Annotated in this window: 21 protein-coding genes; 9 read left to right on the top strand and 12 right to left on the bottom strand. The window is 68.8% G+C overall.

Translation table 11 applies throughout. From position 1 onward, the window contains the following. Positions 1-160 precede the first annotated feature (160 nt). From DEU35_RS16895 to DEU35_RS15635, 3 genes are all read left to right on the top strand, one after another. Entirely contained in the window at positions 161-1513 is a 1353-nt protein-coding gene (locus DEU35_RS16895) for a PIN-like domain-containing protein (protein ID WP_220340860.1), read from the top strand. A 200-nt stretch (positions 1514-1713) separates the two neighbouring features. Continuing rightward, entirely contained in the window at positions 1714-2124 is a 411-nt protein-coding gene (locus DEU35_RS15640; protein ID WP_146035586.1) for a hypothetical protein, read from the top strand. A gap of 23 nt (positions 2125-2147) precedes the next feature. Then, positions 2148-2969: a hypothetical protein gene (locus DEU35_RS15635; protein ID WP_103210938.1), complete on the top strand. Its 822-nt coding sequence runs from the start codon at positions 2148-2150 to the stop codon at positions 2967-2969. Between the two features lie 7 nt (positions 2970-2976). On the opposite strand, the gene DEU35_RS15630 is transcribed toward DEU35_RS15635, so the two are convergent. From DEU35_RS15630 to DEU35_RS15615, 4 genes are all read right to left on the bottom strand, one after another. Further along, the gene (locus tag DEU35_RS15630) at positions 2977-3915 is read right to left on the bottom strand and encodes an ADP-ribosylglycohydrolase family protein (protein WP_116240039.1); all 939 of its coding nucleotides are present in this window, start codon (positions 3913-3915) and stop codon (positions 2977-2979) included. A 25-nt stretch (positions 3916-3940) separates the two neighbouring features. After that, positions 3941-4561 (bottom strand): hypothetical protein, encoded by a 621-nt coding sequence (locus DEU35_RS15625; protein ID WP_116240038.1) that lies wholly within the window; start codon positions 4559-4561, stop codon positions 3941-3943. Positions 4562-4653: 92 nt separating this feature from the next. Next, positions 4654-5322: a hypothetical protein gene (locus tag DEU35_RS15620; protein ID WP_116240037.1), complete on the bottom strand. Its 669-nt coding sequence runs from the start codon at positions 5320-5322 to the stop codon at positions 4654-4656. Between the two features lie 155 nt (positions 5323-5477). Continuing rightward, positions 5478-6785 carry a D-alanyl-D-alanine carboxypeptidase family protein gene (locus tag DEU35_RS15615; RefSeq protein WP_181904671.1) on the bottom strand — a complete coding sequence of 436 codons (1308 nt, stop codon included), beginning with the start codon at positions 6783-6785 and terminating at the stop codon, positions 5478-5480. 152 nt (positions 6786-6937) lie between these two features. On the opposite strand from DEU35_RS15615, the gene DEU35_RS15610 reads away from it, so the two are divergent. Together DEU35_RS15610 and DEU35_RS15605 are read left to right on the top strand one after the other, a co-directional pair. Beyond that, complete coding sequence (locus DEU35_RS15610) at positions 6938-7108, top strand: CsbD family protein (protein WP_103210933.1); 171 nt, start codon at positions 6938-6940, stop codon at positions 7106-7108. 115 nt (positions 7109-7223) lie between these two features. Next, complete coding sequence (locus DEU35_RS15605) at positions 7224-8192, top strand: aldose 1-epimerase family protein (protein ID WP_116240035.1); 969 nt, start codon at positions 7224-7226, stop codon at positions 8190-8192. A gap of 60 nt (positions 8193-8252) precedes the next feature. On the opposite strand, the gene DEU35_RS15600 is transcribed toward DEU35_RS15605, so the two are convergent. Continuing rightward, positions 8253-8663 carry a glucose-6-phosphate dehydrogenase gene (locus DEU35_RS15600; RefSeq protein ID WP_103210931.1) on the bottom strand — a complete coding sequence of 137 codons (411 nt, stop codon included), beginning with the start codon at positions 8661-8663 and terminating at the stop codon, positions 8253-8255. A gap of 172 nt (positions 8664-8835) precedes the next feature. Here DEU35_RS15600 and DEU35_RS15595 point away from each other — a divergent pair, with 172 nt between their 5' ends. Next, entirely contained in the window at positions 8836-10242 is a 1407-nt protein-coding gene (locus DEU35_RS15595; protein WP_116240034.1) for a flotillin family protein, read from the top strand. Between the two features lie 12 nt (positions 10243-10254). Beyond that, positions 10255-11082, top strand: coding sequence for a DNA-formamidopyrimidine glycosylase family protein (locus tag DEU35_RS15590; RefSeq protein WP_116240033.1), 828 nt, complete (start codon positions 10255-10257; stop codon positions 11080-11082). A 167-nt stretch (positions 11083-11249) separates the two neighbouring features. Here DEU35_RS15590 and DEU35_RS15585 read toward each other — a convergent pair whose 3' ends face one another. Next, positions 11250-11798, bottom strand: a complete 549-nt coding sequence (locus tag DEU35_RS15585; protein ID WP_116240032.1) for a type 1 glutamine amidotransferase domain-containing protein — start codon at positions 11796-11798, stop codon at positions 11250-11252. Positions 11799-11937: 139 nt separating this feature from the next. Between DEU35_RS15585 and DEU35_RS17260 the strand changes: the two genes are divergently transcribed. Next, complete coding sequence (locus tag DEU35_RS17260; protein ID WP_170210682.1) at positions 11938-12078, top strand: hypothetical protein; 141 nt, start codon at positions 11938-11940, stop codon at positions 12076-12078. Positions 12079-12222: 144 nt separating this feature from the next. Here the strand turns inward: DEU35_RS17260 and DEU35_RS15580 are convergent, their stop codons facing one another. Further along, positions 12223-13707, bottom strand: a complete 1485-nt coding sequence (locus DEU35_RS15580) for an MDR family MFS transporter (RefSeq protein WP_116240031.1) — start codon at positions 13705-13707, stop codon at positions 12223-12225. 194 nt (positions 13708-13901) lie between these two features. Here DEU35_RS15580 and DEU35_RS15575 point away from each other — a divergent pair, with 194 nt between their 5' ends. After that, on the top strand, positions 13902-15842 hold the full coding sequence (locus tag DEU35_RS15575; protein WP_258873580.1) for an ABC transporter ATP-binding protein: 1941 nt from the start codon (positions 13902-13904) through the stop codon (positions 15840-15842). A gap of 32 nt (positions 15843-15874) precedes the next feature. On the opposite strand, the gene DEU35_RS15570 is transcribed toward DEU35_RS15575, so the two are convergent. The 5 genes from DEU35_RS15570 to nadA are packed head-to-tail and all read right to left on the bottom strand — an operon-like array spanning position 15875 to position 21567. Next, the gene (locus DEU35_RS15570) at positions 15875-16771 is read right to left on the bottom strand and encodes a glycosyltransferase family 2 protein (protein WP_116240029.1); all 897 of its coding nucleotides are present in this window, start codon (positions 16769-16771) and stop codon (positions 15875-15877) included. After that, positions 16768-17898, bottom strand: a complete 1131-nt coding sequence (locus tag DEU35_RS15565) for a cysteine desulfurase family protein (RefSeq protein ID WP_116240028.1) — start codon at positions 17896-17898, stop codon at positions 16768-16770. Before DEU35_RS15565 ends, DEU35_RS15570 begins: the two co-directional genes overlap by 4 nt. Further along, positions 17895-18752 carry a carboxylating nicotinate-nucleotide diphosphorylase gene (gene nadC / locus DEU35_RS15560; protein WP_103210923.1) on the bottom strand — a complete coding sequence of 286 codons (858 nt, stop codon included), beginning with the start codon at positions 18750-18752 and terminating at the stop codon, positions 17895-17897. Before nadC ends, DEU35_RS15565 begins: the two co-directional genes overlap by 4 nt. Continuing rightward, positions 18746-20239, bottom strand: a complete 1494-nt coding sequence (gene nadB, locus DEU35_RS15555; protein ID WP_116240027.1) for an L-aspartate oxidase — start codon at positions 20237-20239, stop codon at positions 18746-18748. Before nadB ends, nadC begins: the two co-directional genes overlap by 7 nt. After that, positions 20236-21567, bottom strand: coding sequence for a quinolinate synthase NadA (gene nadA, locus DEU35_RS15550; protein ID WP_116240026.1), 1332 nt, complete (start codon positions 21565-21567; stop codon positions 20236-20238). The genes nadB and nadA overlap by 4 nt, the downstream gene beginning before the upstream one ends. Positions 21568-21574 lie beyond the last annotated feature (7 nt).

Genomic DNA, 21574 nt, shown 5'->3' with positions numbered 1-21574 from the left:
TGTCCTCCCAATCGAGCCGTGACGTGTCTCTCGCTGATGGAAGCTTAGGTGCTGTGCGTAGCCGGTGGTTCGTGCGGCGTCGTGGGCGAGGGGGCGTCGCCGCTAGCTGGAATTCGTCAATCGTTGTTGCGACGCGAGCACTGGTAGTTGCATACTTGCATTGGATTCCAAGCTCGAATTTCAAGCGAGAAGTTACGGATATTTGCCTGTGTCATTTCCTGTAATTCACCCCCACATGCACGTCTTCACGGACGACGAGGTGCGGCAAGCGTTTGATGCTGGCATCCCCATCTACTTTGACACGATGGTTTTTCGCAACCTGTGGAAGTTGCACAGTAATCCGCGAAAGAACCTGCTCGGGTCGATTCGGGATTTGGCGAGCCGTGTCTATCTCCCGCACCAAGTTCAGGTAGAGCTTTATAGGCAGGCTTACTCAGACGCCGTACTGAACAACGTGCCAACGCCGGGTCTATTTGAGGGTCGAGGAGGCCTTGATCGAGTCCGGGAATACGTGCTGTCAGAAATTGGCAAGGTCCGACCGCAGAGCAGAGTCGACGCTGTCACGGCGGAACAGATCGAAGCACTCGAGTCAGAGGTGCAAATCAAGTTTGACGAACTCGTGACATGGCTCGACGAGGTCGACGACAAAGTGCGAGGCTGGCTCGGCGATCGCGTTGATATCACCGCGATCAAGAGGGGTGGCGTCCCTCACTTGCTCTTAGATGAGATTGCTGAAGTTTTTGACAATGGGCATCTTCTTGCTGCGCCGGGAGAAGAGCAGTTGAACGAGTGGAAAGCGCTCTACGTATCACGGGTTAATCAGGACGATCCGGTCGGACCAGGTAAGACCGATAGCAACAAGGCATCTGTAGACGAAGCAGCCGGTGATTACTACGTGTGGCAGGAAATCCTTGCGCATTGTAAGCAGCAGAACTTTACTTCCGGGTTCGTTTTCGTAACCGAGGAGCGTAAGCCAGACATTTGGGAAGTTCAGCAAGGCGAAAAGGCTCTACGGCGAATAGATCCTCGGATCCAAGATGAGACAATCAAGTCGGTCGGTGGGCCAATGTATGCGCTAAATTGGGATGAATTTTTGGGGCACGCGGTCTCAGACGAAGGAACGCGTGAAATTCTGTCGAACATCTCTCAAGATGTGAAGGTGTCGAACTCATCGTGGAGCGACACGGCTTACGCAGAGCTATTGGTGATCTTGAATGAGCGTGGGCACGAGCGTCAGCGCGACGTGATTGTCGGTGCAGCGCGCGCAGGTGGGTATTTGGCAAGGGCCGAAATTGGTCGAATTCTTGGGTGGGGGGATGCGAATAAGTACTTAACGCGATTCCGTATGCCCGCGGATCGAGCCAAAGCCGAGCTCGTCGATCGGGCGCAGATCAGCCAAGATGCTCCGGACCCCCTCTGGGCGGTTTACGACGGTCCAGGCGAGGCGATCGGGTACGCAGTGCCCGACATCTTCACGGAGTTTCAGTTGGAACTCGATGGAGATGGAGCCTAGGTGACGTTGATGACGGCGTCTGGCAGAGGTGAGATGCATGGTGGGAGTCGTGGGGCTTCTCCGTCGATCAACGTTGAGAACTGCAGCAGACACACGCCAACTCAAGGTGTTTCGGCTGCTCGACGTGGTGGAGTTCCGCTTCAACGATTGAACGGGACTGTTCCCCGGACTTCTGCCTATGGGCAGGTAGCTTCGTCGTCGTGACGGAACCGAGGGATTATGAACCGCTCGATCCTTCGTTGAGCTCCTACCACCACGCGGTCTGGACGCTTTCCGTGGACGGTGAGCTCCGAGGTCATGTCGCGTGTGTGGTGTCGGAGATGATGTTTCCTCGGAGAGCCCCGTGGCTGTGGTTCCTGGTCGTCTGGATCGATGGGCGGAGGGAGTTCCCCTTCGAGGATTACGGGTCGGGCTGGTCCACCCTCCGCGAGATCGATGCGGGTTTTCTCGACTACCACCTGCCGAGCGTGACGGCGGAGAGGCGATTCTTGTGGCGCCGCATCCGGGTAGATCAGCATGGCGCGCCTCAAAAATTCGAACTCGAGAAGCTCTCCGCATCAGTCGCCCGACGTCGCTGGGAGGAGCTTGGGCTCAGTGACGACCAATTCTGACGGACCCCGCTAGGGTCGGCCACGTGCCCACCCCCGAGCCCGCCCGCATCGAAGACCTCGCCTCCTTCGCCGCAACGAATGGCTGGACCTACGAGGCCACCGCGGAGCCTCCCGCGCTCTCGGGTGACATGTGGGAGTACGCCACGGCGGGCAATGTCCAGGACCGCATCACCGGGCCGGGGTGGGAGGCCGGCCGGATCGTCGGCGGGGCGAGGAAGGCCGAGAACGTCCGCCAGAGCGGGATCGTCACGATCCGGACGAGCGTGTCGGTGAACGTGCCGGTCAAGAGCATCAACCTCGGCTACCTGGCGATCCGGTTGCCCAGACAGCTGCCGCACTTCGTGCTCGATGCGCGGAGCAACGACGGCATCCTGTCGTCGCTCCAGCACCGACCGCAGCGCAAGCAGCGACTCTCGCTCGAGGGCGACTTCGACGCGCACTTCCATCTCTTCGCACCGAGAGGGTACGAGCGCGACGCCCTGTACGTCTTCACGCCCGACCTCATGGGTCTGTTGATCGACGAGACAGGCGATCTCGACGTCGAGGTGCGCGACGACATGCTCATCGTCTACCGCCCGGGTGGCTTCGACCTGCACGACCCCGCGGTCTGGGAGCGCTTCGCCCGCATCCGGGCCACGGTGGGCCGGAAAGCGTGGACCCAGACCGACGGGTATAGCGACGATCGCGCGGCGCCGGGGCTGTCGGCATCCGTCGGTCCCGAGGGGCGCCGGCTGAAGCGCAGCCTGCCGCGTTGGGTGTGGATCGGGATCGGGATCGCCGCGGCTGCCGTGCTCGTTCCGGTGGGGATCCTGATCACGGTGTTCAGCGTGGCGACCTCGCTCTGAGGCGACGTCAGGCCCCCACGGCCTCCCGCGCCCGACGCGCGAGCTCGGAGCCGTCGATGCCCGGCCACCCGTGCAGGCCTTCGGCATGGGAAGGCGGCAGCGCCTCGGCACCCCAGACCGCTCCGGCCAGAGAACCGGCGATCGCGGCGACCGTGTCGGTGTCGTTTCCGCCACGGACGGCTCGCTCGATCGCCTCGAGCGGCGAGCCCGCCCCGGCGACCGCCGAAAGTGCACCCTGGAACGCCCGTACGATCCAGCCGTTCGCCTGCTGGAAGTCCCGCGGATGGCGGCCCTCGGCCGCCTCGATCAGGTCGGCCCAGCGATCCCGGCGCTCGGCGGGCACGAGGTCGAGCTGCGCGCGCATGTCGAGCTCTCCCGTCAGGATGGCGTGGCGGATCGCCCCGCACCATAGAGCGCACGCGTCGAGATTGTCGTCTTCCCAGTGGGTCAGGCGGGCGACGGCTCCGGCCGCCGCGGCCATCTCCTCGCGGGGACGCTCGAGGTAGCCGAGGGCCAGGGGTCCGGTGCGCATGAGCGAGCCGTTGCCTCCGCTGCGACCCGATGCGTCGTGCACGGCACGGGACGCGGCGGTGATGGCATCCATTCGTCCGTCGGCGGGGATGCGGGACAGGACCTGGCGCGTCTGCGCTCCGACGTCGAGGGCGTCGCGCGCCCACTCCTGCCAGCGTCGGACGATGGTCTCGAGCGACGACGGGTCTTCGAGTCGGTGCCCGGCGGCGAGCTCGTCGAGGATCGGCACGGCCATGCTCGTGTCGTCGGTCCACTCGCGCTCGCCGTGGCCGAAGTGGCCGCGGCCGAAGGCGGGGACGACGTCGTCGGCGAGCGCGGGACCGAACTCGTACGCCGAGCCCAGGGCGTCGCCCGCGGCGGAGACGAGCACGGCGCCGACAGCGCGATCGACCTGGGCGGGGGAGAGGCTGGTCATGAGGCCAGCCTAGGAGCGGATGCGCTCAGGAGGTCGGCGTCGTGCTGCGTCCGGGTGAGGCGAGTTCTGCGAGACCGGCGCCGGGGGTCCATTGCCACCTCGTACCGAGGCCGTCGGCGTACTCCAGCACGGTGATGGAGCGATCACCGGCGACGGTGAAGGGGTCGAGAACGTCTGCCTCGCGCACCGGCAGGGGGATACCGTCCCAGGAAGACTGCTGTGCAAGGCCCTTCTTCTGAACGAAGAACTGGCCCGGCGGCAACACCTTCATGCGGATGGTGTGGGTCGCGCCGCCTGGTCCCGCCACCTGCACCTCGACGTCGTAGAACACGGCGGACGTGGGGCTCTGGTTCGAGACCACAACCCCATATCTGCGGCCGTTCTCTTCTCGGTCGGCTGCCCACCACGAGGCGACGCTGCCGGCCAACTGGCGGCGATCGCGTGCACGGTCGACCTCGTCTCGCTGCGCTTCGCGCGTGGCAGAATCGCGCGCCGCGGCAACAGCCGCTTGACGCGTCTCATCTGCGGTTTTGTTCGCGGCGAGGGCTACGCGGAGCGCGAAAATGCTCAAGATGCACCCCAAGACGGCGGCGAGGGCTGCGACCCAATCGGCGATGGTTCCGGGTTCGAGGTGGAGTGACGACATGCTGTTCACGTTAGAGCGAGGCGCAGCGACGGGAGAAGGAAATGCCGATGTTCACCCGGCAGAGTCCACGCGTCGTTCGACGCGGGAAATCATCAGATATCGCTGTAGTCGTTCGCCGGCAGGATGATCTGGACGATGGAGTCGCCGTCGAGGACGAGCATCACGTACTGCCGGCCGACCTCACCCGGCCGCTGCAACGACTGCGTCCCGGGTGCGTCTCGCGTGTCCAGCCGCAGTTCGGTGGAGTCGAATCCCTCCGTGGCGCCCGCCGCGACGGCCTCGGCTCGGGTCGAGCCGACACCGATGCCACCGCTGGTGACCACGGGGTGGCCGGCGACCGTGGGCGAGGAGACGCGAACGGAGGCGCCGCGTGTCGACCCGTCGTTCGGCACGGTCAGCGTGAAGCCCGGCCACTCGAGGGCGGTGAGCTCGGAATCGCCGCCGTACGGGCCTTCCACCGCCGACCGGGTCGGTGCGATGCCCAGCGCGGCCGTCCACGCGTCGACCGCGGCGAGCGAGTACTCGAGCGTCGAACCCGCGGCGATGGAGGCGCTGTCGAGCTGAACGATCAGCACGGCGTCGCTCGCCGGGGCTGAGGCATCGGCGGAGGGAGACACCGTCGCGGTGGGCTTCACCGTCGGCGTGAAGGTCGGGGTGGCCGCGTCGGTCGTCGTCGGTTCCGGGGCGGGCTGCGGGACGCAGGCGCTGAGCCCGAGGGCGGCAGCCACCGCGATCGTCAGGAGGGGAATCGTCCGGCGCATCCTCGAACGCTACCGTCGGGGCCGTTCGCCATCAACGTACCGAGGACGCAGCTGCTCGGCGTGAGCGCGGGGTGTCGGCATCCATGTCATGCGTGCTCCACAAACGGGTGCGTCCGTGATGCGCGGCCCCGCTCAACGGGCGCGTCCTCGGCCGCTCAGCCCAGCTCGCTCGGGTGCGTCAGGCGCCACCACAGGGTGGGTTCCTCGATCGCGCCCGAGATCTTGACGTCGGCGGAGGTCGTCTTCGGTCCCGCGGTCCAGGTGAGCGAACCGACCACTTCGCCGTCGGCGTAGTTCTGGGGCGTCGTCGTGTCGAGAGTCACCGCCACGGGGGTGTCGGACCAGGTGCGGAGCTTCGTGGTCTGCGCGAGCACGAGCGAGGCGCTCGATCCCCACGGCGTCGAGATCGTGCCGAGGGTGTCGCCGACGGTGCCCAGGGGGATGTCGTGGAAGCCGTCGCTGATGCTCTGGAGGAGGTTTCGGACGTCCGCATCGGTGCTGTCGTGGGTCTCGCCGCCGAGCCGCACGCCCGTGATCTTCAGGGGAGCGCCGATCCGCACGTCGAGCGTCGAGGTGAAGAGGAGGTTGAAGGTCCCGTCGCCGAGGTTGCCGGTCTTGAGCCCGGTGACCCCGAGCGTGCCCAGCAGGTCGTTGGTATTCGTGACGGTTCCGGCGCCGGTGATCTGCGCCGAACGGGTATTGGCGATCTGTGCGATGACCGGGTTCGCCTCCGCGATCTTCGCGAGTGCCAGCAGATCGCTCGGGGTGCTGGCATTGCGGGAGTCGATGCCGGTGGCATCCACGATGCGTGTGTCGTTCAGCCCGTTCTTGCCGAGCCACGAGCGGGCCGCCGAGACGTAGGCCCCCTCGGAGCCGAAGCCCCACCGGGCGATGGCCACCGCGTAGTTGGCGGCCGAGGGGAGGAGCATCGTCGTGAGCGAGTCGTGAAGTGACAGCTTCAGGCCATCGGGCATCGGCGCGATGACCGCGCCCTGCACGTAGAACTGGTCGTAGAGGTCGGTGTCGGCCTCGGTGTACGAGATGGTCGGCCCGGGATCTGTCGGGCCGATCAGAGGGTGGGCGTCGAGGACGACGAGGGCGGTGATGAGCTTCGAGATGCTCGCGAGCGAGCGCGCGTCGTTCCCGCCCGCTGCCGCGAACGACTGAGCGGCGTCGGGACCCAGGTAATCGGCACCTCCGTCGACTCGAAGCAGCGTCTCGCCGCCGGAAGGGAGAGCGAGGGATGCCGGCGCCCCGGCGTTCGCGGTCGGTGTCTGCGAGGTGACGGTCGGGGCGGGCAGCGCCGCAGCGGACGCCCACCAGACGTACCCGCCGCCTCCGCCGAGCACGATGAACGTGATGACGAGGAAGACGATCAGGGCGACGCGACCCGCTCGACCGTTGCGCACGGGCCCGTCGGGCGCTTCCTCGAGAAGGTCGTCGAAATCGGCAAGCGTGCTCACGAGATGTCCCCCCAGTTCCCCACGTCACGAACCTATTCGCATCCGTGCCTCACGGCGACGTGGATTTCAAGCCCCCTGCCCCCTCGGGAACCGCCGCCTAGCGTGAATGCACATCGGGAGATACCCGAAGACCACAACGGGAGGAGCCGACTATGGGACTCGACGACAAGATCAAGAACGCTGCGGAGAACATTGCTGGCAAGGCGAAGGAAGCCACCGGCAAGGCGACGGACAACGAGCGCCTCGAAGCCGAGGGCCAGGCCGACCAGACCAAGGCTCACGTCAAGAAGGCCGGCGAAGACGTCAAGGACGCCTTCAAGTAAGTCGCCCTCCCCGGAATGCCTCGACCCCTCGCGGGTCGGGGCATTTCGTCGGTTCGGGTGAAATCCGGCGGAGGGGATGCCGGGGTGGCGGGGCCGCGGCCGGGATAATGGCGACATGACCGCTGCCGTTCCCACCGAGACCCCCACCGTGGTCTCGGGCACCCCCGTCGTCCTGCGCGCCCACGGCTACGAAGCCGCGATCGCAAGCGTCGGCGCCACCCTCCGATCATTGACGCACGAGGGCCGCGACCTCGTCGTCCCCTTCGACGCCGACGAGTTACGCCCCGCCTACCGCGGCACGACGCTCGCCCCCTGGCCGAACCGTGTGGTCGACGGCATCCACCGCTTCGACGGTCTCGAGCACCAGCTGCCGTTGACCGAGCCGAATCGCGGCCACGCGCTGCACGGACTGCTGTCGTGGGTGGACTGGAACGTGCTCGAGGCAGCCGATGACGCGGTCACTCTCACCGCGACCATCACCGCGCAGGCCGGATACCCCTGGTGGCTGGTCGTCTCGACCACGTATCGCCTGGATGCCGCCGGCCTCACGCAGACTGTTCGCGCCACGAACCTGTCGGACACACCGGCGCCCTGGGGTACGGGCCCCCACCCGTATCTCGTCGCCGGTCCCGCGACGCTCGACGAGTGGACGCTCGGGCTTCCGGCCGACACCGTGCTCGAGGTCACGCCGGACCGGCTCGCGCCGGTGGCGCTGGCATCCGTCACCTCCGACGCGGAGCGCTTCGACTTCCGCAAGGAGCGGATGCTGGGCACCGTCGAGATCGACCACGCCTACACGGGGCTGATCCGGGATGCCGACGGTCGCGCGACCGTCACGCTCACCGATCCTTCGGGCAGCGGTGTGGCCATGAGCTGGGCGGGGGAATGCGCGTGGGTGCAGGTCCACACGGCCGACCTGCCGGACGGCCCGGGGACGCCGGGTCACCGCGCGGGCCTCGCCGTCGAGCCGATGACCTGCGCGCCCGACGCGTTCAACGACGACGCGTACGACTTCGACACGGGTGTCGTCTCGCTCGACCCCGGCGCCTCGCACGAGGCCGGGTGGACGATCTCGGCCCGCTGAGTCTCCCGAACACGAAGAACCGCCCCGAGGAAAATCCGGGGCGGTTCTTGGTTTAACCGATCAGACGACCTGGGCGCCGCACATTCCGCAGTCGCCGCCGGCCGAGACCTCGACGAAGCAATCGGGGCACATCGCGCGCGTCGGGCGATCGGTGATCGGGGTGGGCTTCAGGCTCGGGGCGCGACGTTCCTTGGGCGCTGATGCGGCGCGGGCGCGGCGGGCCTCGATCGTAGGGGCGGGCGGCGGCGGGGGAGCGGCCGGCTTGTGAACCTCGCAGTAGAAGCGGACGAACCCGCCGTGATGCTTGGGGTGGCGGTGCTTGACCGCCCACAGCTCTGTGCGCTCGTAGAGCGGACCGTCGGTGCCGCAGGCCACGCAGCGGGTGGCTTCTCCCGGAACGACCTCGGCGACGAGCACGGGAGCATCGAAGCGGATGGCATCTCGCCAGTCCTGCGACGAAACGATCTTCATGGGGGACCCTTCTGGGGCGGTTCGGGCCGCCCACTCTCAACGGTACGCTCCTCCCCACCCCGGCGGCGACCGGAACCGTGCGCACAGGGGCTGGACAGCGCCCGCAGGCCCCCGGATAGGTTGGAGGGAATTCCCCCGCGCCGCGGTTCGCGGCGCCTGTCGAAGGAGAACCATGGAATTTGCTGCTCTGGGGGCGATCGGCATCGTCGTGGTCATCGCACTCGTCGTTGTCGTCGTCGTCCTCTTGATCATCGCGGGCTTGATACGCGGGTGGTACCGCGTCGCCAAGGCCGACGAAGCACTGGTCATCGTCGGAAAGCGGCAGAGAGGGGCAGACGGGGAATCCTCGCGCATCACCGTCATCACCGGGGGCGGCGCCATCGTGAATCCGCTGACGCAGCGCGGCGAGATGATCTCGCTGCGCGCGCGTCAGATCAAGATGGAGCCCACGGCTCAGTCGTCGAACGGCGTCACGGTCAACGTCAGCGGCGTGGCCCTGGTGAAGATCGGCTCCGACCCCGAACAGGTGCGTCGCGCGGCCGAGCGTTTCGCCTCCCAGGACAAAGCGATCGAGCAGTTCACGACCGAGCAGCTCGAAGGAGCCTTGCGCGGCGTCGTCGCGACCCTGACCGTCGAAGAATTGATGCGCGATCGACAGCGACTTTCGGACCAGATCGCCGAGGGCATCAAGGGCGACCTGTCGTCGCAGGGGCTGATTCTGGACTCCTTCCAGATCCAAGGCGTCACCGACAGCAACGGCTACATCTCGGCCCTGGGTGCGACCGAGGTCGAGCGCGTCAAGCGCGAGGCAGAGGTGGCGCGCATCAACGCCGTCCGTGAGATCCGCGCGCGACAGATCGCCACCGACGAGGCGAACCTCATCGAGCAGACGAAGCTCGACAAGAACAGCGCGGCGGCGAAGGCCGAGGTCGGTCGCGCCAACGCCGAGGCCGAGCAGGCGGAGGCGCTGACCCGCGCCGAGCGTCGACAGGCCGTGCTGCAGCAGGAAGCGCAGAACACCCAGGCCCGCCTGGAGTCCGAGGTGTCGCGCGTCGCGGACGCCGACCTGTACCAGCGTCAGAAAGACGCCGACGCCGAGGCGTACGCGCAGATCAAGGCGGCCCAGGCCCGTGCCGAGATCGCCGAGCAGGAAGCGGCCGCCGTGCGCGTGCGGGCCGAGGCCGATGCTCAGGCCGTCCGTCTCGCCGGTGAGGCGCGCGCCGAGGCGATCCGTGCCGAGGCCGAGGCCCTCTCGCACAATCAGGAAGCACTGCTCGCGCAACGCGCCCTCGAAGCCCTCGTGCCGATGATGGCCGAATTCGCCAAGGGGTACGACCGCGTCGGCAACATCACCGTCCTCGGTGGCGAGGGCGCGAGCGGTCACCTCGCGGCGGAGTCGGCAACGGGCCTGCGCTCGTCGTTCGAGGCCGTGCGCGCGGCGACCGGGATCGACCTCACCCAGATCATCCAGGGTCGTGTCGTGGCGGACTCGTTCGCCCAGGCGCAGCAGTCGAGTCAGCCCGGCTCGACGAGCTCGTACCCGGCACCGACCGCGCCCCCGGCGTCGTCGGAGTCCTGATCGCGATGACCCGTGCCTGAGGCACCCGAGGTCGAGGCGCTCGCGCATTTCCTGAGCGAGCGACTGCGCGGCCGTGCGGTCACGGGCGTCGAACTCGTCGAGGGACGCGCGCTCAAGACCCGCGCGCGTCCGCTCGACGAGATCGTCGGTCGCACGGTGACCGCGGTCTCGCGCCACGGGAAACACATCGACCTCGATCTCGACGGCGTGCATCTGGGGCTCGGCTTCGGCCGGGCCGGCTGGGCGACGTGGAGCCCCTCGGCCGCGACGGACGACGAGGCGGTGCCGGCCGCAGCCGTGATCGCGCGTATCGCCTTCGACGACGGCATCCTGGGCATCATCGATGCGGGCGAGTGGCTCTCGGTGCAGCTGCACGTCGTCGATGCGGCCGAAGAGGTGCCTTCGATCGCGAAGCTCGGACCGGATGCCGCGGATCCGAGCTACTCGAGAGAGATGCTCGCCGAGGCACTGGGGCGTCGGCGCAAGCAGCTCAAGGCGCTCCTGCAGGAGCAGGAGACGCTCGCCGGGATCGGGAACGCGTATTCGGACGAGATCCTGTTCGCGGCGCGGCTGGCACCGACGGCGCACGCTGCGGCGCTGAGCGAGGACGACATCACACGGCTCCACCACGCGTTGCACGACACCCTGACGGCCGCTGTCCTCGCCCGACGCGGAGTGCCGATCGCGGAGCAGAAGGCGGCGAAGGTCGCGTCGATGCGCGTGCACGGGCGCACGGGCGAACCGTGTCCGGACTGCGCCGGAGTGATCGAAGACATCCCCGGAACGAAGGGCGGCGGGCAGTGGTGTCCCTCGTGTCAGACGCTGCCGGCGGGGGACTGACCCTGGTGTCGGTGCCCTCGGGGTGCAGCCGTCGGGCGGGAGGGTCGTGAGCTGTCGCTCCGGCCGGCGTCGTACCGCGCGATGCGACCCCGCACATCGCGACCCGCGCGCCAGGGCCGACGACGAAGGCCCCGAACCGTGGTCCGGGGCCTTGGTCGAAAGCGGGCTCAGGCGGTCTGACCGGAGTGCTTCCCCTCCGCGACCTCTTCGACCAGCTTCGCGTTGAACGCGGGGAGATCGTCGGGGTTTCGGCTCGAGACGAGACCCTGGTCGACATGCACCTCTTCGTCGACCCACGTCGCACCCGCGTTCCGCAGGTCGGTCTGCAGCGTCGGGTAGCTCGTGAGGGTGCGGCCCTTCAGCACGTCGGCCTCGGTGAGGATCCACCCGCCGTGGCAGATGACGGCGACCGGCTTGTGCTGATCGAAGAAGTCACGGGTGAACGACACGGCGTCCTTCACGATGCGGATGTCGTCGGCGTTCTGCACGCCGCCGGGGAGGACGAGGGCGTCGAAGTCGCCCGCGGAGGCACTCGAGACGGAGAGGTCGACCTTCTGCTCGTGGCCCTTCTCTCCGGTGATGCTGCCCTCGCTCGGCGAGACGAGGACGGCCTCGGCACCGGCGGAGGTCACGGCATCCCATGGGCTGGTGAGCTCGCTGTCCTCGAAACCGTCGGTGAGCAGGAACGCGATGCGCTTGCCGTTCAGATCAGTCATGGAAAGCCCTTCTTTCTCGGTCGGGGTCTCCACGGTAGAAAGCCCCGCGAGGGGAGGGGCGGGGGTTGCGGATGCCGCGACGCAGCGTTAGCGGATACCCCCGGCCCGGGCCCTCACGCGCAGGCGTAGCATGGAGCGCATGTCTGCTGACACCACGTCCGACACGGCCGCTTCGTCGAAGCCGCTGATCGCACTGCTGAACGCCCCCGCTGTCGAGACCGAGAACGGCGAGAAGCCGTCCGCGTCGCAGTGCTGCGGCGGCGGTTCCTGCTCTCTCTGAGTCCGCGTCGGCGCGCGACCAGTCGCGACGTTCTCCCGCACCACCGGACCTCGCAGTGAGTAAGACTCCTCGCGAGGTCTAGCTGCACACGGTCCGCGCGGCCGGGCGAGCGCGACCGCAGGGCCGCGCCCGCCTCGACGGGGATCAGTGGGCGCTGACGGGAGCGTCCGTTTCTTCGCCCTCCGCGGGCTTGCGGACGAAGCACGCGAGAACGACGGCTGCGGTGGCGATCACCGCGCCGACGACGAACGACGCGTGCACGCCCGATGCGACGGCACCGGCCTGATCGACGCCACCGGCGAGAGCGGCGCTCGAGAAGACCGTCATGATGGCCACGAAACCGGCCGTGCCGGCGGCCCCGGCGACCTGCTGCGCCGTACCCACCACGGCGCTGCCGTGAGAGTAGAGACGGCGGGGGAGTGAGCCGAGCGCGGACGTCATGAGCGGCGTGAACACGAGGCCCAGTCCCAGGTTCAGGGCGAGGTACACCGTGACGATCCACCAGATGGGGGTGCCCTGGCCGAAGGTCAGCGCCATCGTCCACAGCACGGCGGCCGCGATCAACATGCCCGGGATGACGAGCGGGGTAGGCCCGAAGCGGTCGAAGAGGCGGCCGACGATCGGGGCCATGACGCCCATGAGCACGCCGCCCGGGAGCAGCATGAGACCGACCGTGAGGCTGCTGAGGCCGAGCGCCTGCTGCAGGAAGATGGGCAGGAGGATGAGCGAGCCGAACAGCGCGGCCATCACGATCGCCACCAGGGGCACGGCGAGTCGGAACGACGGGCTCTGGAAGACGCGCAGGTCGAGCAGAGCGGAGTCGGAGCGCTGCAGACGGAGCTGACGGACGACGAACACGGCGACGAAGACCACGCCGACGACGAGCGGGATCCACACCGGCACGGACGCGTGCCCGGAGGCCGATTCGCCGATGGCGCTGAGACCGTAGACGAGGCCGCCGAAGCCGACCGCCGACAGGACGACCGAGAGCACGTCGAAGCGCGCGTCAGGGCGCGTCTGGGTGACGTTGCGGACCCAGCGCGCTCCGAGAGCGATGGACACCAGTGCGATGGGGAGGATGAGCCAGAAGATCGCGTGCCAGGTGAGCGCCGACAGGATGAGCCCGGATACCGTCGGCCCCACGGCGGGTGCGACGGCGATGACGATGGTGACGACGCCCATCACGCGGCCGCGCTTGTTCGCCGGAACGAGGTTCAGAACCGTCGTGAACAGCAACGGCATCATCACGCCCGTACCCATCGCCTGGACGATGCGGCCCGCGAGCAGGACCCCGAACGCGGGCGCGAGCGCGGCGACGAGGGTGCCGAGCGCGAAGACGCCCATCGCGCTGAAGAAGACGACGCGGATGGGGAAGCGTTCGAGGAGGAAGCCGGTCAGGGGGATGACGACGGCCATCGTCAACAGGAACGCCGAGGTGAGCCATTGGCCGGTCGCGGCGCTCACTCCGAAGTCCGCCATGATCGCCGGCAGGGCGACGGACATGGTGGTCTCGTTGAGGATGACGACGAACGCGGCGACGACAAGCAGAGCGATGACGGGGCCGGAGCGGTGCGACGGTGAGGAAGCGGTGCTCTCCGGAGAGACGGGGATGGTGCCGGTGGCGGCCATGACGAGGTCCTTTACGTGCGGGGGGCTTCGTGGCGCCACGGTGGGCGACTGCGACGGACACAACGGGTGCGCGGACTCGGATATTCCGATATCGAGACAACCGATCAAAGGTCGTTCGTTAGCGACCCTATCGAGGGCATCCGACATCGCCGGCCCGGCGCTCGGTGTCGGCGGTCGGACGTAGGCTGACGAGCATGAGCATGGGGATGGGCGGGAGCATGTTCCGCGGCGTCGACGCGGACGTGCAGCGTCGTCGCAACGCCCAGGCCCCGCGCGTGCAGAACCTCGGGCGCCGCGTCATCGACCTGTTCCGGCCCTACCGCGGTCGTATCGCCTTCACGGCGCTCCTCGTGGTGGTGGGCGCGGCGGTGGCCGTGATCCCGCCTCTGCTCGTGCAGCGCATCTTCGACGACGCGCTCTTCCCCATCGACGGGTCGCCGCCCGACCTGCGGCTCCTCGCGTTCCTCGTGAGCGTCATGATCGGCCTCTTCCTCGTCTCTGCGGCACTCAACGTCGGGCAGACCTGGCTTACCGCGACCGTGGGGAACCGGGTCACGGGCGACCTGCGGACGCGTCTGTTCGACCACCTTCAGAACATGGAGCTCGGCTTCTTCACGCGCACGAAGACGGGCGTCATCCAGTCCCGCCTCCAGAACGACGTGGGGGGCGTCTCGGGGGTCCTGACCAATACGGTGACGAGCATCCTCGGCAACGCCGTCACGGTCATCGCATCCCTCGTGGCGATGATCCTCATCGACTGGCGTCTGACCCTCATCGCCGTCGCGCTCATGCCGTTCCTGCTGTTCGTGCAGCGGCGCGTGGGCCAGGTGCGTGCGCGCATCGCCGGTGAGACGCAGGAGTCGCTGTCGGAGCTGTCGGCGATCACGCAAGAGACGCTCAGCGTCTCGGGCATCCTGCTGTCGAAGTCGTTCAACCGTCAGCGCACCGAGTCCGCGCGCTTCGACGCCGAGAACGACAACCAGGTGCGCCTGCAGGTGCGGCGTGCCATGAGCGGTCAGGGCTTCTTCGCCGTCGTCCAGGTGATCATGTCGAGCGTTCCGGCGGTCATCTATCTGGTCGCCGGGTACCTCATCGGCGGCGGCGCGGGAGCGATCACGGCCGGCACGATCGTCGCCTTCACCACGGTGCAGGCGCGGTTGCTCATGCCGCTGATGGGGCTCATGCGCGTCGCCCTCGACGTGCAGACCTCGTCGGCTTTGTTCGCCCGCATCTTCGAGTACCTCGACCTGCGTCCGGCGATTGTCGACGACGCCGACGCCCTGCCCGTCTCGGCGGCCCCCGGTCCGGTGGGGCGTATCGAGTTCCGCGACGTCGAGTTCCGCTACCCCGATGCGCCGCAGCAGGCGCGGCCGACCCTCGACGGCGTCTCGTTCACCGTCGATCCGGGTCAGCACGTCGCCTTCGTCGGCCCCTCGGGCGCCGGTAAGACGACGATCCTCTACCTCACGCCCCGGATGTACGAAGCAACCGGGGGAGCGGTGATGTTCTCGGGTGCCGACGTTCGCTCCCTCGAGCGGGCGTCGATCATCGACGAGATCGGCATCGTCTCGCAAGAGACCTACCTCTTTCACGCGACCGTGCGCGAGAATCTGCGGTACGCCCGGCCCGACGCCACCGACGACGAGATCGAGGCCGCCTGCCGTGCGGCCAACATCCACCACGTCATCGACTCGTTCGAGGCGGGATACGACACCATCGTCGGCGAACGCGGCTATCGACTCTCGGGCGGAGAGAAGCAGCGCATCGCGATCGCGCGCGTCCTGCTGAAAGACCCACCGGTACTGCTGCTCGACGAAGCGACGAGCGCCCTCGACACCGTGTCGGAGCGCATCGTGCAAGAGGCTCTCGAGACCGCGTCGCACGGGCGCACGACCCTTTCGATCGCGCATCGCCTGTCGACGGTGATCGGCGCTGACCAGATCCACGTGGTGGATGCCGGCCGCATCGTCGAATCGGGCACCCACTCCGAACTGCTGGTCGCGGGTGGCCTGTATTCGAGCCTCGCCGCCGAGCAGCTCGCCGCCTCGTCCGTCCTGGCCGAAGAAGAACACGATTCTGCCGGTCTCGCGCGCGCAGCGCTCCCCGCTCGCCGCGCCGACGAGGCCCCCGCCTAGGCGACGGAGGCTGCTGAGACCGGTGTGACCGCTCAGCCGGGAAGCGTCTCCAGGAACGCGTCGAGCGCGATGCGGTACGCGGGGTCGGGGTGCGTCTCGGCGATCAGCTGCAGCGGCGGGAGATCGAGGGTGCGGATGAGGGCTCCGCGCTCCTGCACCGCCGCGTCGGCCCCGGCCTCGCGGAGCACCGCGATGCCCTCGCCGAGGGCGTCGAGGTAGTCGCGCAGCACGTCGAGCTCGCCGAGACGCTGGGTGATCGACCCGCCCTCGCGGCGCTGGCGCCAGTCGACGACGACGTCGGGGATGACGTCGAACGCCGTGGCCGCCGTGTACATGCGCTGCGTGAGGACCTGGTCCTCGTAGTAGCGCCCCTCGGGAAAGCGCAGGCCGTGCATGTCCCAGAACCGCGTGCGGCTCATCTTCGACCACGCCACGATGTTCCCCGAGGCCGCGGGATGCTCCGCGATCGTCGTGCGCTCGCGGGCGGGAGAAGTGGATGCCGTGACCCACGGTTGCACGTCGCCGGCCGTGTACCCCGGGGTGTCGGCATCCGGTCGCAGACGGACGTACGCGCCGACGGCGAAGTCGCTGCCGGTTCGATCGAGAGTGTCGGCGAGGCGCGTGAGTGCGTCGGGGCGGAAGCGGTCGTCGGCGTCGAGGAAGGCGACGTACGGGGTGTTGACGCGTGACAGGCCGGTGTTGCGGGCGGCGCCCAGCCCGCGCTGCTCTTCATGCCGCTCGAGTCGGAAACGGGGATCGGAGGCAGCGGCGTCGGCGAAGATGCGGGTGGTGTCGTCGATGGAGGCGTCGTCGACGAGGACCGCCGTCCAGTGCCGGTGCGTCTGTGCGCGCAGGGAGTCCAGGGCCTCCTCCGCGAAGGCGGCGACGTCGTATCCGGGGACGATGACGGTGACGGGAGTGGAACTCACCCGCGCGAGCCTACGGCGGATACGGCGTCGGCGACCGCATCTGCGACGGCGTCGAGAGAACCCGTCAGTCCATGCGGGAGGGAGAAACGCACGGCCGTGCGAGCCTCGTCGGGCGAGAGCCCCACGGCGAGGAGCACGTGCGAGGCCTCGTCACTGCCCGCCGCGCACGCCGAGCCACTCGATGAGACAACCCCGTGACGCTCCAGCTCGAGCAGGACGGTCTCGCCGTTCGTTCCCGGAAAGACGAAGCTGGCGGTCCCGGGAAGCCGGCGCTGCGGGTGACCGGTGAGGCGTGCGCCGGGCACCGTTGCGAGCACCCGTCTGATGAAGGCATCGCGCAGGGTCTTGACCCGGGCCGCATCGGCCGCCCGTTCCGCTTCGGCGAGCGTCAGGGCGGTGGCGATCGCCACCGCCCCCGCGACGTCGGGGGTGCCGGAGCGTCGGCCGCGCTCCTGCCCGCCCCCGTGCAGCAGCGGCTCGAACGGCAGGCGCCCGCGCACGGCCAGGATCCCGGTGCCCTTCGGGGCGCCGATCTTGTGGCCGGCGACCGTCACGGCATCCGCTCCGAGTCCCGTCAGGGGAAGCCACCCGGCGGCCTGGACGGCGTCGAGATGGAGGGGAATCCCGCGTTGGTGAGCGACGGCCGCGAGGGCGGCGGCGTCCTGAACCGTTCCGATCTCGTTGTTGGCGTAGCCCACGCTGACGAGCCCCGTGTCGTCGCACAGCACGCCGGCGAGCGCTTCGGGCGTCAGAGTGCCGGTGTCGTCGACCCGAGCGTGGGTCACGCGCACCCCGTGCAGGCGTGACAGGTAGTCCGCGGAGGCCAGCACCGACTCGTGCTCGATCGCCGTGGTCACGAGATGACGCTTCCCCGAGCCCAGCACGATTCCCTTGATCGCCGCGTTGTTCGACTCGGTGCCGCCGGAGGTGAAGACCACGTCGCCGGCGCGGAACCCGAGGACGGCGGCAACCCGCGCGCGAGCCTCATCGAGGGCGGATGCCGCGGCCTCGCCCACCTCATGATGGCTCGACGGATTGCCGAACAACCGCGTGAGGTAGGGCGCCATCGCCTCGAGCACCTCGGGGCGCACGGGGGTGGTGGCGGCGTTGTCGAGGTAGAGGCTCACGCCGTCTCGATGCGGATGTCGAGGCCCAGATCGAGGGCGGAGGCCGAGTGCGTGAGTGCGCCGACCGAGATGACGTCGACGCCGGTCTCGGCGATCGCCCGCACGGTGTCGAGCGTCACGCCGCCCGAAGCCTCGACCTGGGCGGCCCCGGCGATGCGGGCGACGCCCGTGCGCAAGTCGTCGATCGAGAAGTTGTCGAGCATGATCGTTCCGACGCCGGCGGCGAGCACCGCGTCGATCTGCTCGAGCCGGTCCACCTCGACCTCGACGTGCGTGGTGTGAGGGAGTCGGGCGATGGCGCTCTCGAGCGCCTGCGTCACCGAGAGCCCACTGGCGGTCAGCACCGCGAGGTGGTTGTCCTTGGCCATGACGGCATCCGACAGCGAGAAGCGGTGATTGTGGCCGCCGCCGTCGCGGACGGCCTGGCGTTCGATCGCGCGCAGGCCCGGCGTGGTCTTGCGTGTGTCGACGATCCGCGCGCCGGTGTGGGCGACCTCGGCGACATAGCGGCTGGTGAGGGTCGCGATCCCCGACATACGCTGCACGAAGTTGAGGCCGATGCGCTCGGCCGTGAGCACACCTCGCGCCGGTCCCGTGACCACGGCGAGCGTGTCGCCGGGGGTGAACCGCGCGCCGTCGGTGATCTGCAGCTCGACGGTGATCGAGGGGTCGGTGAGGGTGAACGCGGCGACGAACACCGCCGAGCCGCTGAACACCCCCTCGACGCGTGCCACGAGCTCGGCGCGCGCGGTGGCGTGCTCGGGGATCAAGGTCTCGCTGGTGAGGTCGCCCCAGGGGGCGTCCTCGTCGAGGGCGGCCGAGACGACGCGGTCGATCGTGGCGCGGGTCAGCATGCGAGGACCTCCTGGAGATCGAGACGGGATGCCGAGGACTCGGCGTCGGAGCGGAAGTGCGCGCCCACCGAGGTCGTGCGGGCAAGAGCTGCGGTGACCACGTGCGTGGCGAGGAGGAGGAGGTTCGCGTCCTCGATGCTGCGCGGTGCGGGCTCGGCGTCCCAGGCGGCGAGCACGGCGGCCGCGCGGCGCAGACCCGTCGCCTCCCGTTCGAGCCCCGCCTCGGCCCACATGAGTTGCTGCAGGGCGCGACGAGAGAACGGGGGAGCGTCCACCGCGGGGGCGACGTCGAGACACCGAACGGTGCGCGTCGAGAACGCCGGCCAGGCGTCGCCGCGGGCCACGGCATCCCCGGCGCGCGCTCCGAACACCGCCCCTTCGAGAAGCGAATTGGATGCCAGACGGTTCGCCCCGTGCACGCCGGTGCGGGCCGTCTCGCCGACCGCGTACAGTCCGGGCAGCGTGGTGCGTCCGTCGAGGTCGGTGACGATGCCGCCCATGAGGTAGTGCGCCGCCGGGGTCACGGGGATCGGATCACGGCCCCAATCGAGCCCGCGCTCGTGCACCGCTGCGTCGATCGTGGGAAAGCGCTGGGCGAGTCGTTCGCGGCCGATGGCGGTGGCATCCAGCCGGACGGGGCGACCGCCCTGCGCGGCCATCGCGCGGGCGTTCGCGCGAGCGACGACGTCACGCGGAGCGAGTTCGCCGTCGGGGTGGGAGTCGAAGACGAACCGTCGACCGGCATCGTCGATCAGGATGGCGCCCTCTCCGCGGACGGCCTCCGAGACCAGGAACGGGATGCCGTCGGCCAGCGCCGTGGGGTGGAACTGCACGAACTCCAGGTCGTCGACAGCCGCCCCCGCGCGAAGAGCCGCGGCGACTCCGTCGCCTGTCGCGCCGAGGGGGTTGGTGGTGTGGGCGTAAAGCTGTCCCGCGCCCCCGGTGGCCAGGATCACCGCGTCGGCGTCGAGGCGCTCGCCGCCATCGAGCTCGATGCCCCTGATGCGGCCGTCCATGACCACCAGATCGCGGAGGAGGGCGTGCTCGCGCACCTCGATCCCCGCGGCGCGCACGGACGCGCCGAGAGCAGCCTGGATCGCGGCACCGGTCGCGTCGCCTCCGGCGTGCAGCACGCGGGGGACCGCGTGAGCGGCCTCGAGGCCCCGGGAGAAGTCGCCATCGGCAGCGCGGTCGAAGACGATTCCGCGTGCCACGAGTTCGGCGATGCGCTCCGGGCTATCGCCGACCAGGACGTCGACGGCGGCGGGATCGTTCAGCCCCGCGCCGGCGGTGATCGTGTCGGCCGCGTGCGAAGCCACCGTGTCGGCCGCGCTGGTCACGGCGGCGATCCCGCCCTGCGCCCAGCGCGTGTTCGTGTCGGGCAGGGCGCCCTTGGTCACGACCGTGACACGGCATCCGTTCTCGGAAGCGTGCAGCGCCGCCGTGAGACCGGCGATGCCGCTGCCCACCACGACGACGGCGGTCACTTCACCGCGCCGTTCGGCTTCGCGGCGAGCATGCGCTCGAGCGCGACGGTGGCGGGCTCGGCGACATCGGCCGGTACCGTGATGCGGTTGACGACGGTGCCGTCGACGAGCGACTCGAGCACCCACGCGAGGTAACCCGGGTGGATGCGATACATCGTCGAGCACGGGCAGACGACGGGGTCGAGACAGAAGATCTCGTGCTGGGGGTACTGGGCGGCGAGGCGCTGCACGAGGTTGATCTCCGTGCCGATCGCGAAGGTCGTCGGCTCGGTCGCCGCTGCGATCGCCTTGCGGATGATGTCTGTCGAGCCTGCCTCGTCGGCGGCATCGACCACGTCCATCGGGCATTCCGGGTGCACGATCACGCGGACGCCGGGGTGATCGGCGCGAGCCCTGTCGATCTGGTCGACCGTGAAGCGGCGGTGCACCGAGCAGAATCCGTGCCACAGGATCACGCGGCTCTCGACGATCTCGGCGTCGGAGGAGCCGCCGAGGGGTTTCCTCGGGTTCCACATCGGCATCTGCTCGAGGGGCACGCCCATTGCCTTGGCGGTGTTCCGGCCCAGGTGCTGATCGGGGAAGAAGAGCACCCGGCGTCCGCGCGCGAACGCCCACTCGAGCACCGTGCGGGCATTGGACGAGGTGCAGACGATTCCGCCGTGGCGGCCCACGAAACCCTTGATGGCGGCGCTGGAATTCATGTAGGTCACCGGGATCACGGGAACCAGGCCCTCGGCATCCGGGGTCTCGAGATCGCCCAGCACGTCCGCGAGCTGCTCCCAGCACTCTTCGACCTGGTCGATGTCGGCCATGTCGGCCATGGAGCAGCCCGCCGCGAGGTTCGGGAGGATCACGGCCTGCTCGGGGTGCGAGAGCAGGTCGGCGGTCTCGGCCATGAAGTGCACGCCGCAGAACACGATGGCCTCGGCCTCGGGGCGGTCCTTCGCGGCGTTCGCGAGCTGGAAGGAGTCGCCCACGTAGTCGGCGTGGCGCACGACCTCTTCGCGCTGGTAGAAGTGCCCCAGCACCACGACCCGGTCGCCCAGCGTCTCTTTCGCCGCACGGATGCGGGCGTCGAGGTCGTCGTCGGAGGCGTCGCGGTACCGCTGCGGCAACTCGCCCTGGCGCGGGGCGCCGGTGGGGATGACGTCGCCCATCGATGAGCCGGGGCCGTAGCCGGGGCGTGTGTCGAAGTCCCAGGGCCCGACCGCGAGGTCGGTGGTGCAGGTGGCGTCGGTGGAGGCGCCGGCGACGATCGCCTGGATTGCGTGGTCGACGCTGGGGTCGATCGCGGGACGGGGCTGCAGGGTGAGGGGTGTGGCGGACATGGGCGTT

The organism is Microbacterium sp. AG157, assembly GCF_003385695.1.
In the GTDB taxonomy this organism is placed as follows: Bacteria; Actinomycetota; Actinomycetes; order Actinomycetales; family Microbacteriaceae; genus Microbacterium; species Microbacterium testaceum.
The sequence above is the reverse complement of the archived record's forward strand: the minus strand, read 5'-3'. Positions and strand labels throughout refer to the sequence as shown.

What these genes read in the sequence shown, in the direction of transcription:
- DEU35_RS15575 (WP_258873580.1), top strand. Translation starts at nt 13,902, where the DNA reads ATGAGCATGGGGATGGGCGGGAGCATGTTCCGCGGCGTCGACGCGGAC.
- DEU35_RS15620 (WP_116240037.1), bottom strand. Translation starts at nt 5,322, where the DNA reads ATGCGCCGGACGATTCCCCTCCTGACGATCGCGGTGGCTGCCGCCCTC.
- DEU35_RS15580 (WP_116240031.1), bottom strand. Translation starts at nt 13,707, where the DNA reads ATGGCCGCCACCGGCACCATCCCCGTCTCTCCGGAGAGCACCGCTTCC.
- nadC (WP_103210923.1), bottom strand. Translation starts at nt 18,752, where the DNA reads ATGCTGACCCGCGCCACGATCGACCGCGTCGTCTCGGCCGCCCTCGAC.
- DEU35_RS15605 (WP_116240035.1), top strand. Translation starts at nt 7,224, where the DNA reads ATGACCGCTGCCGTTCCCACCGAGACCCCCACCGTGGTCTCGGGCACC.
- DEU35_RS17260 (WP_170210682.1), top strand. Translation starts at nt 11,938, where the DNA reads ATGTCTGCTGACACCACGTCCGACACGGCCGCTTCGTCGAAGCCGCTG.
- DEU35_RS15625 (WP_116240038.1), bottom strand. Translation starts at nt 4,561, where the DNA reads ATGTCGTCACTCCACCTCGAACCCGGAACCATCGCCGATTGGGTCGCA.
- DEU35_RS15600 (WP_103210931.1), bottom strand. Translation starts at nt 8,663, where the DNA reads ATGAAGATCGTTTCGTCGCAGGACTGGCGAGATGCCATCCGCTTCGAT.
- DEU35_RS15585 (WP_116240032.1), bottom strand. Translation starts at nt 11,798, where the DNA reads ATGACTGATCTGAACGGCAAGCGCATCGCGTTCCTGCTCACCGACGGT.
- DEU35_RS15595 (WP_116240034.1), top strand. Translation starts at nt 8,836, where the DNA reads ATGGAATTTGCTGCTCTGGGGGCGATCGGCATCGTCGTGGTCATCGCA.
- nadA (WP_116240026.1), bottom strand. Translation starts at nt 21,567, where the DNA reads ATGTCCGCCACACCCCTCACCCTGCAGCCCCGTCCCGCGATCGACCCC.
- DEU35_RS15610 (WP_103210933.1), top strand. Translation starts at nt 6,938, where the DNA reads ATGGGACTCGACGACAAGATCAAGAACGCTGCGGAGAACATTGCTGGC.
- DEU35_RS15630 (WP_116240039.1), bottom strand. Translation starts at nt 3,915, where the DNA reads ATGACCAGCCTCTCCCCCGCCCAGGTCGATCGCGCTGTCGGCGCCGTG.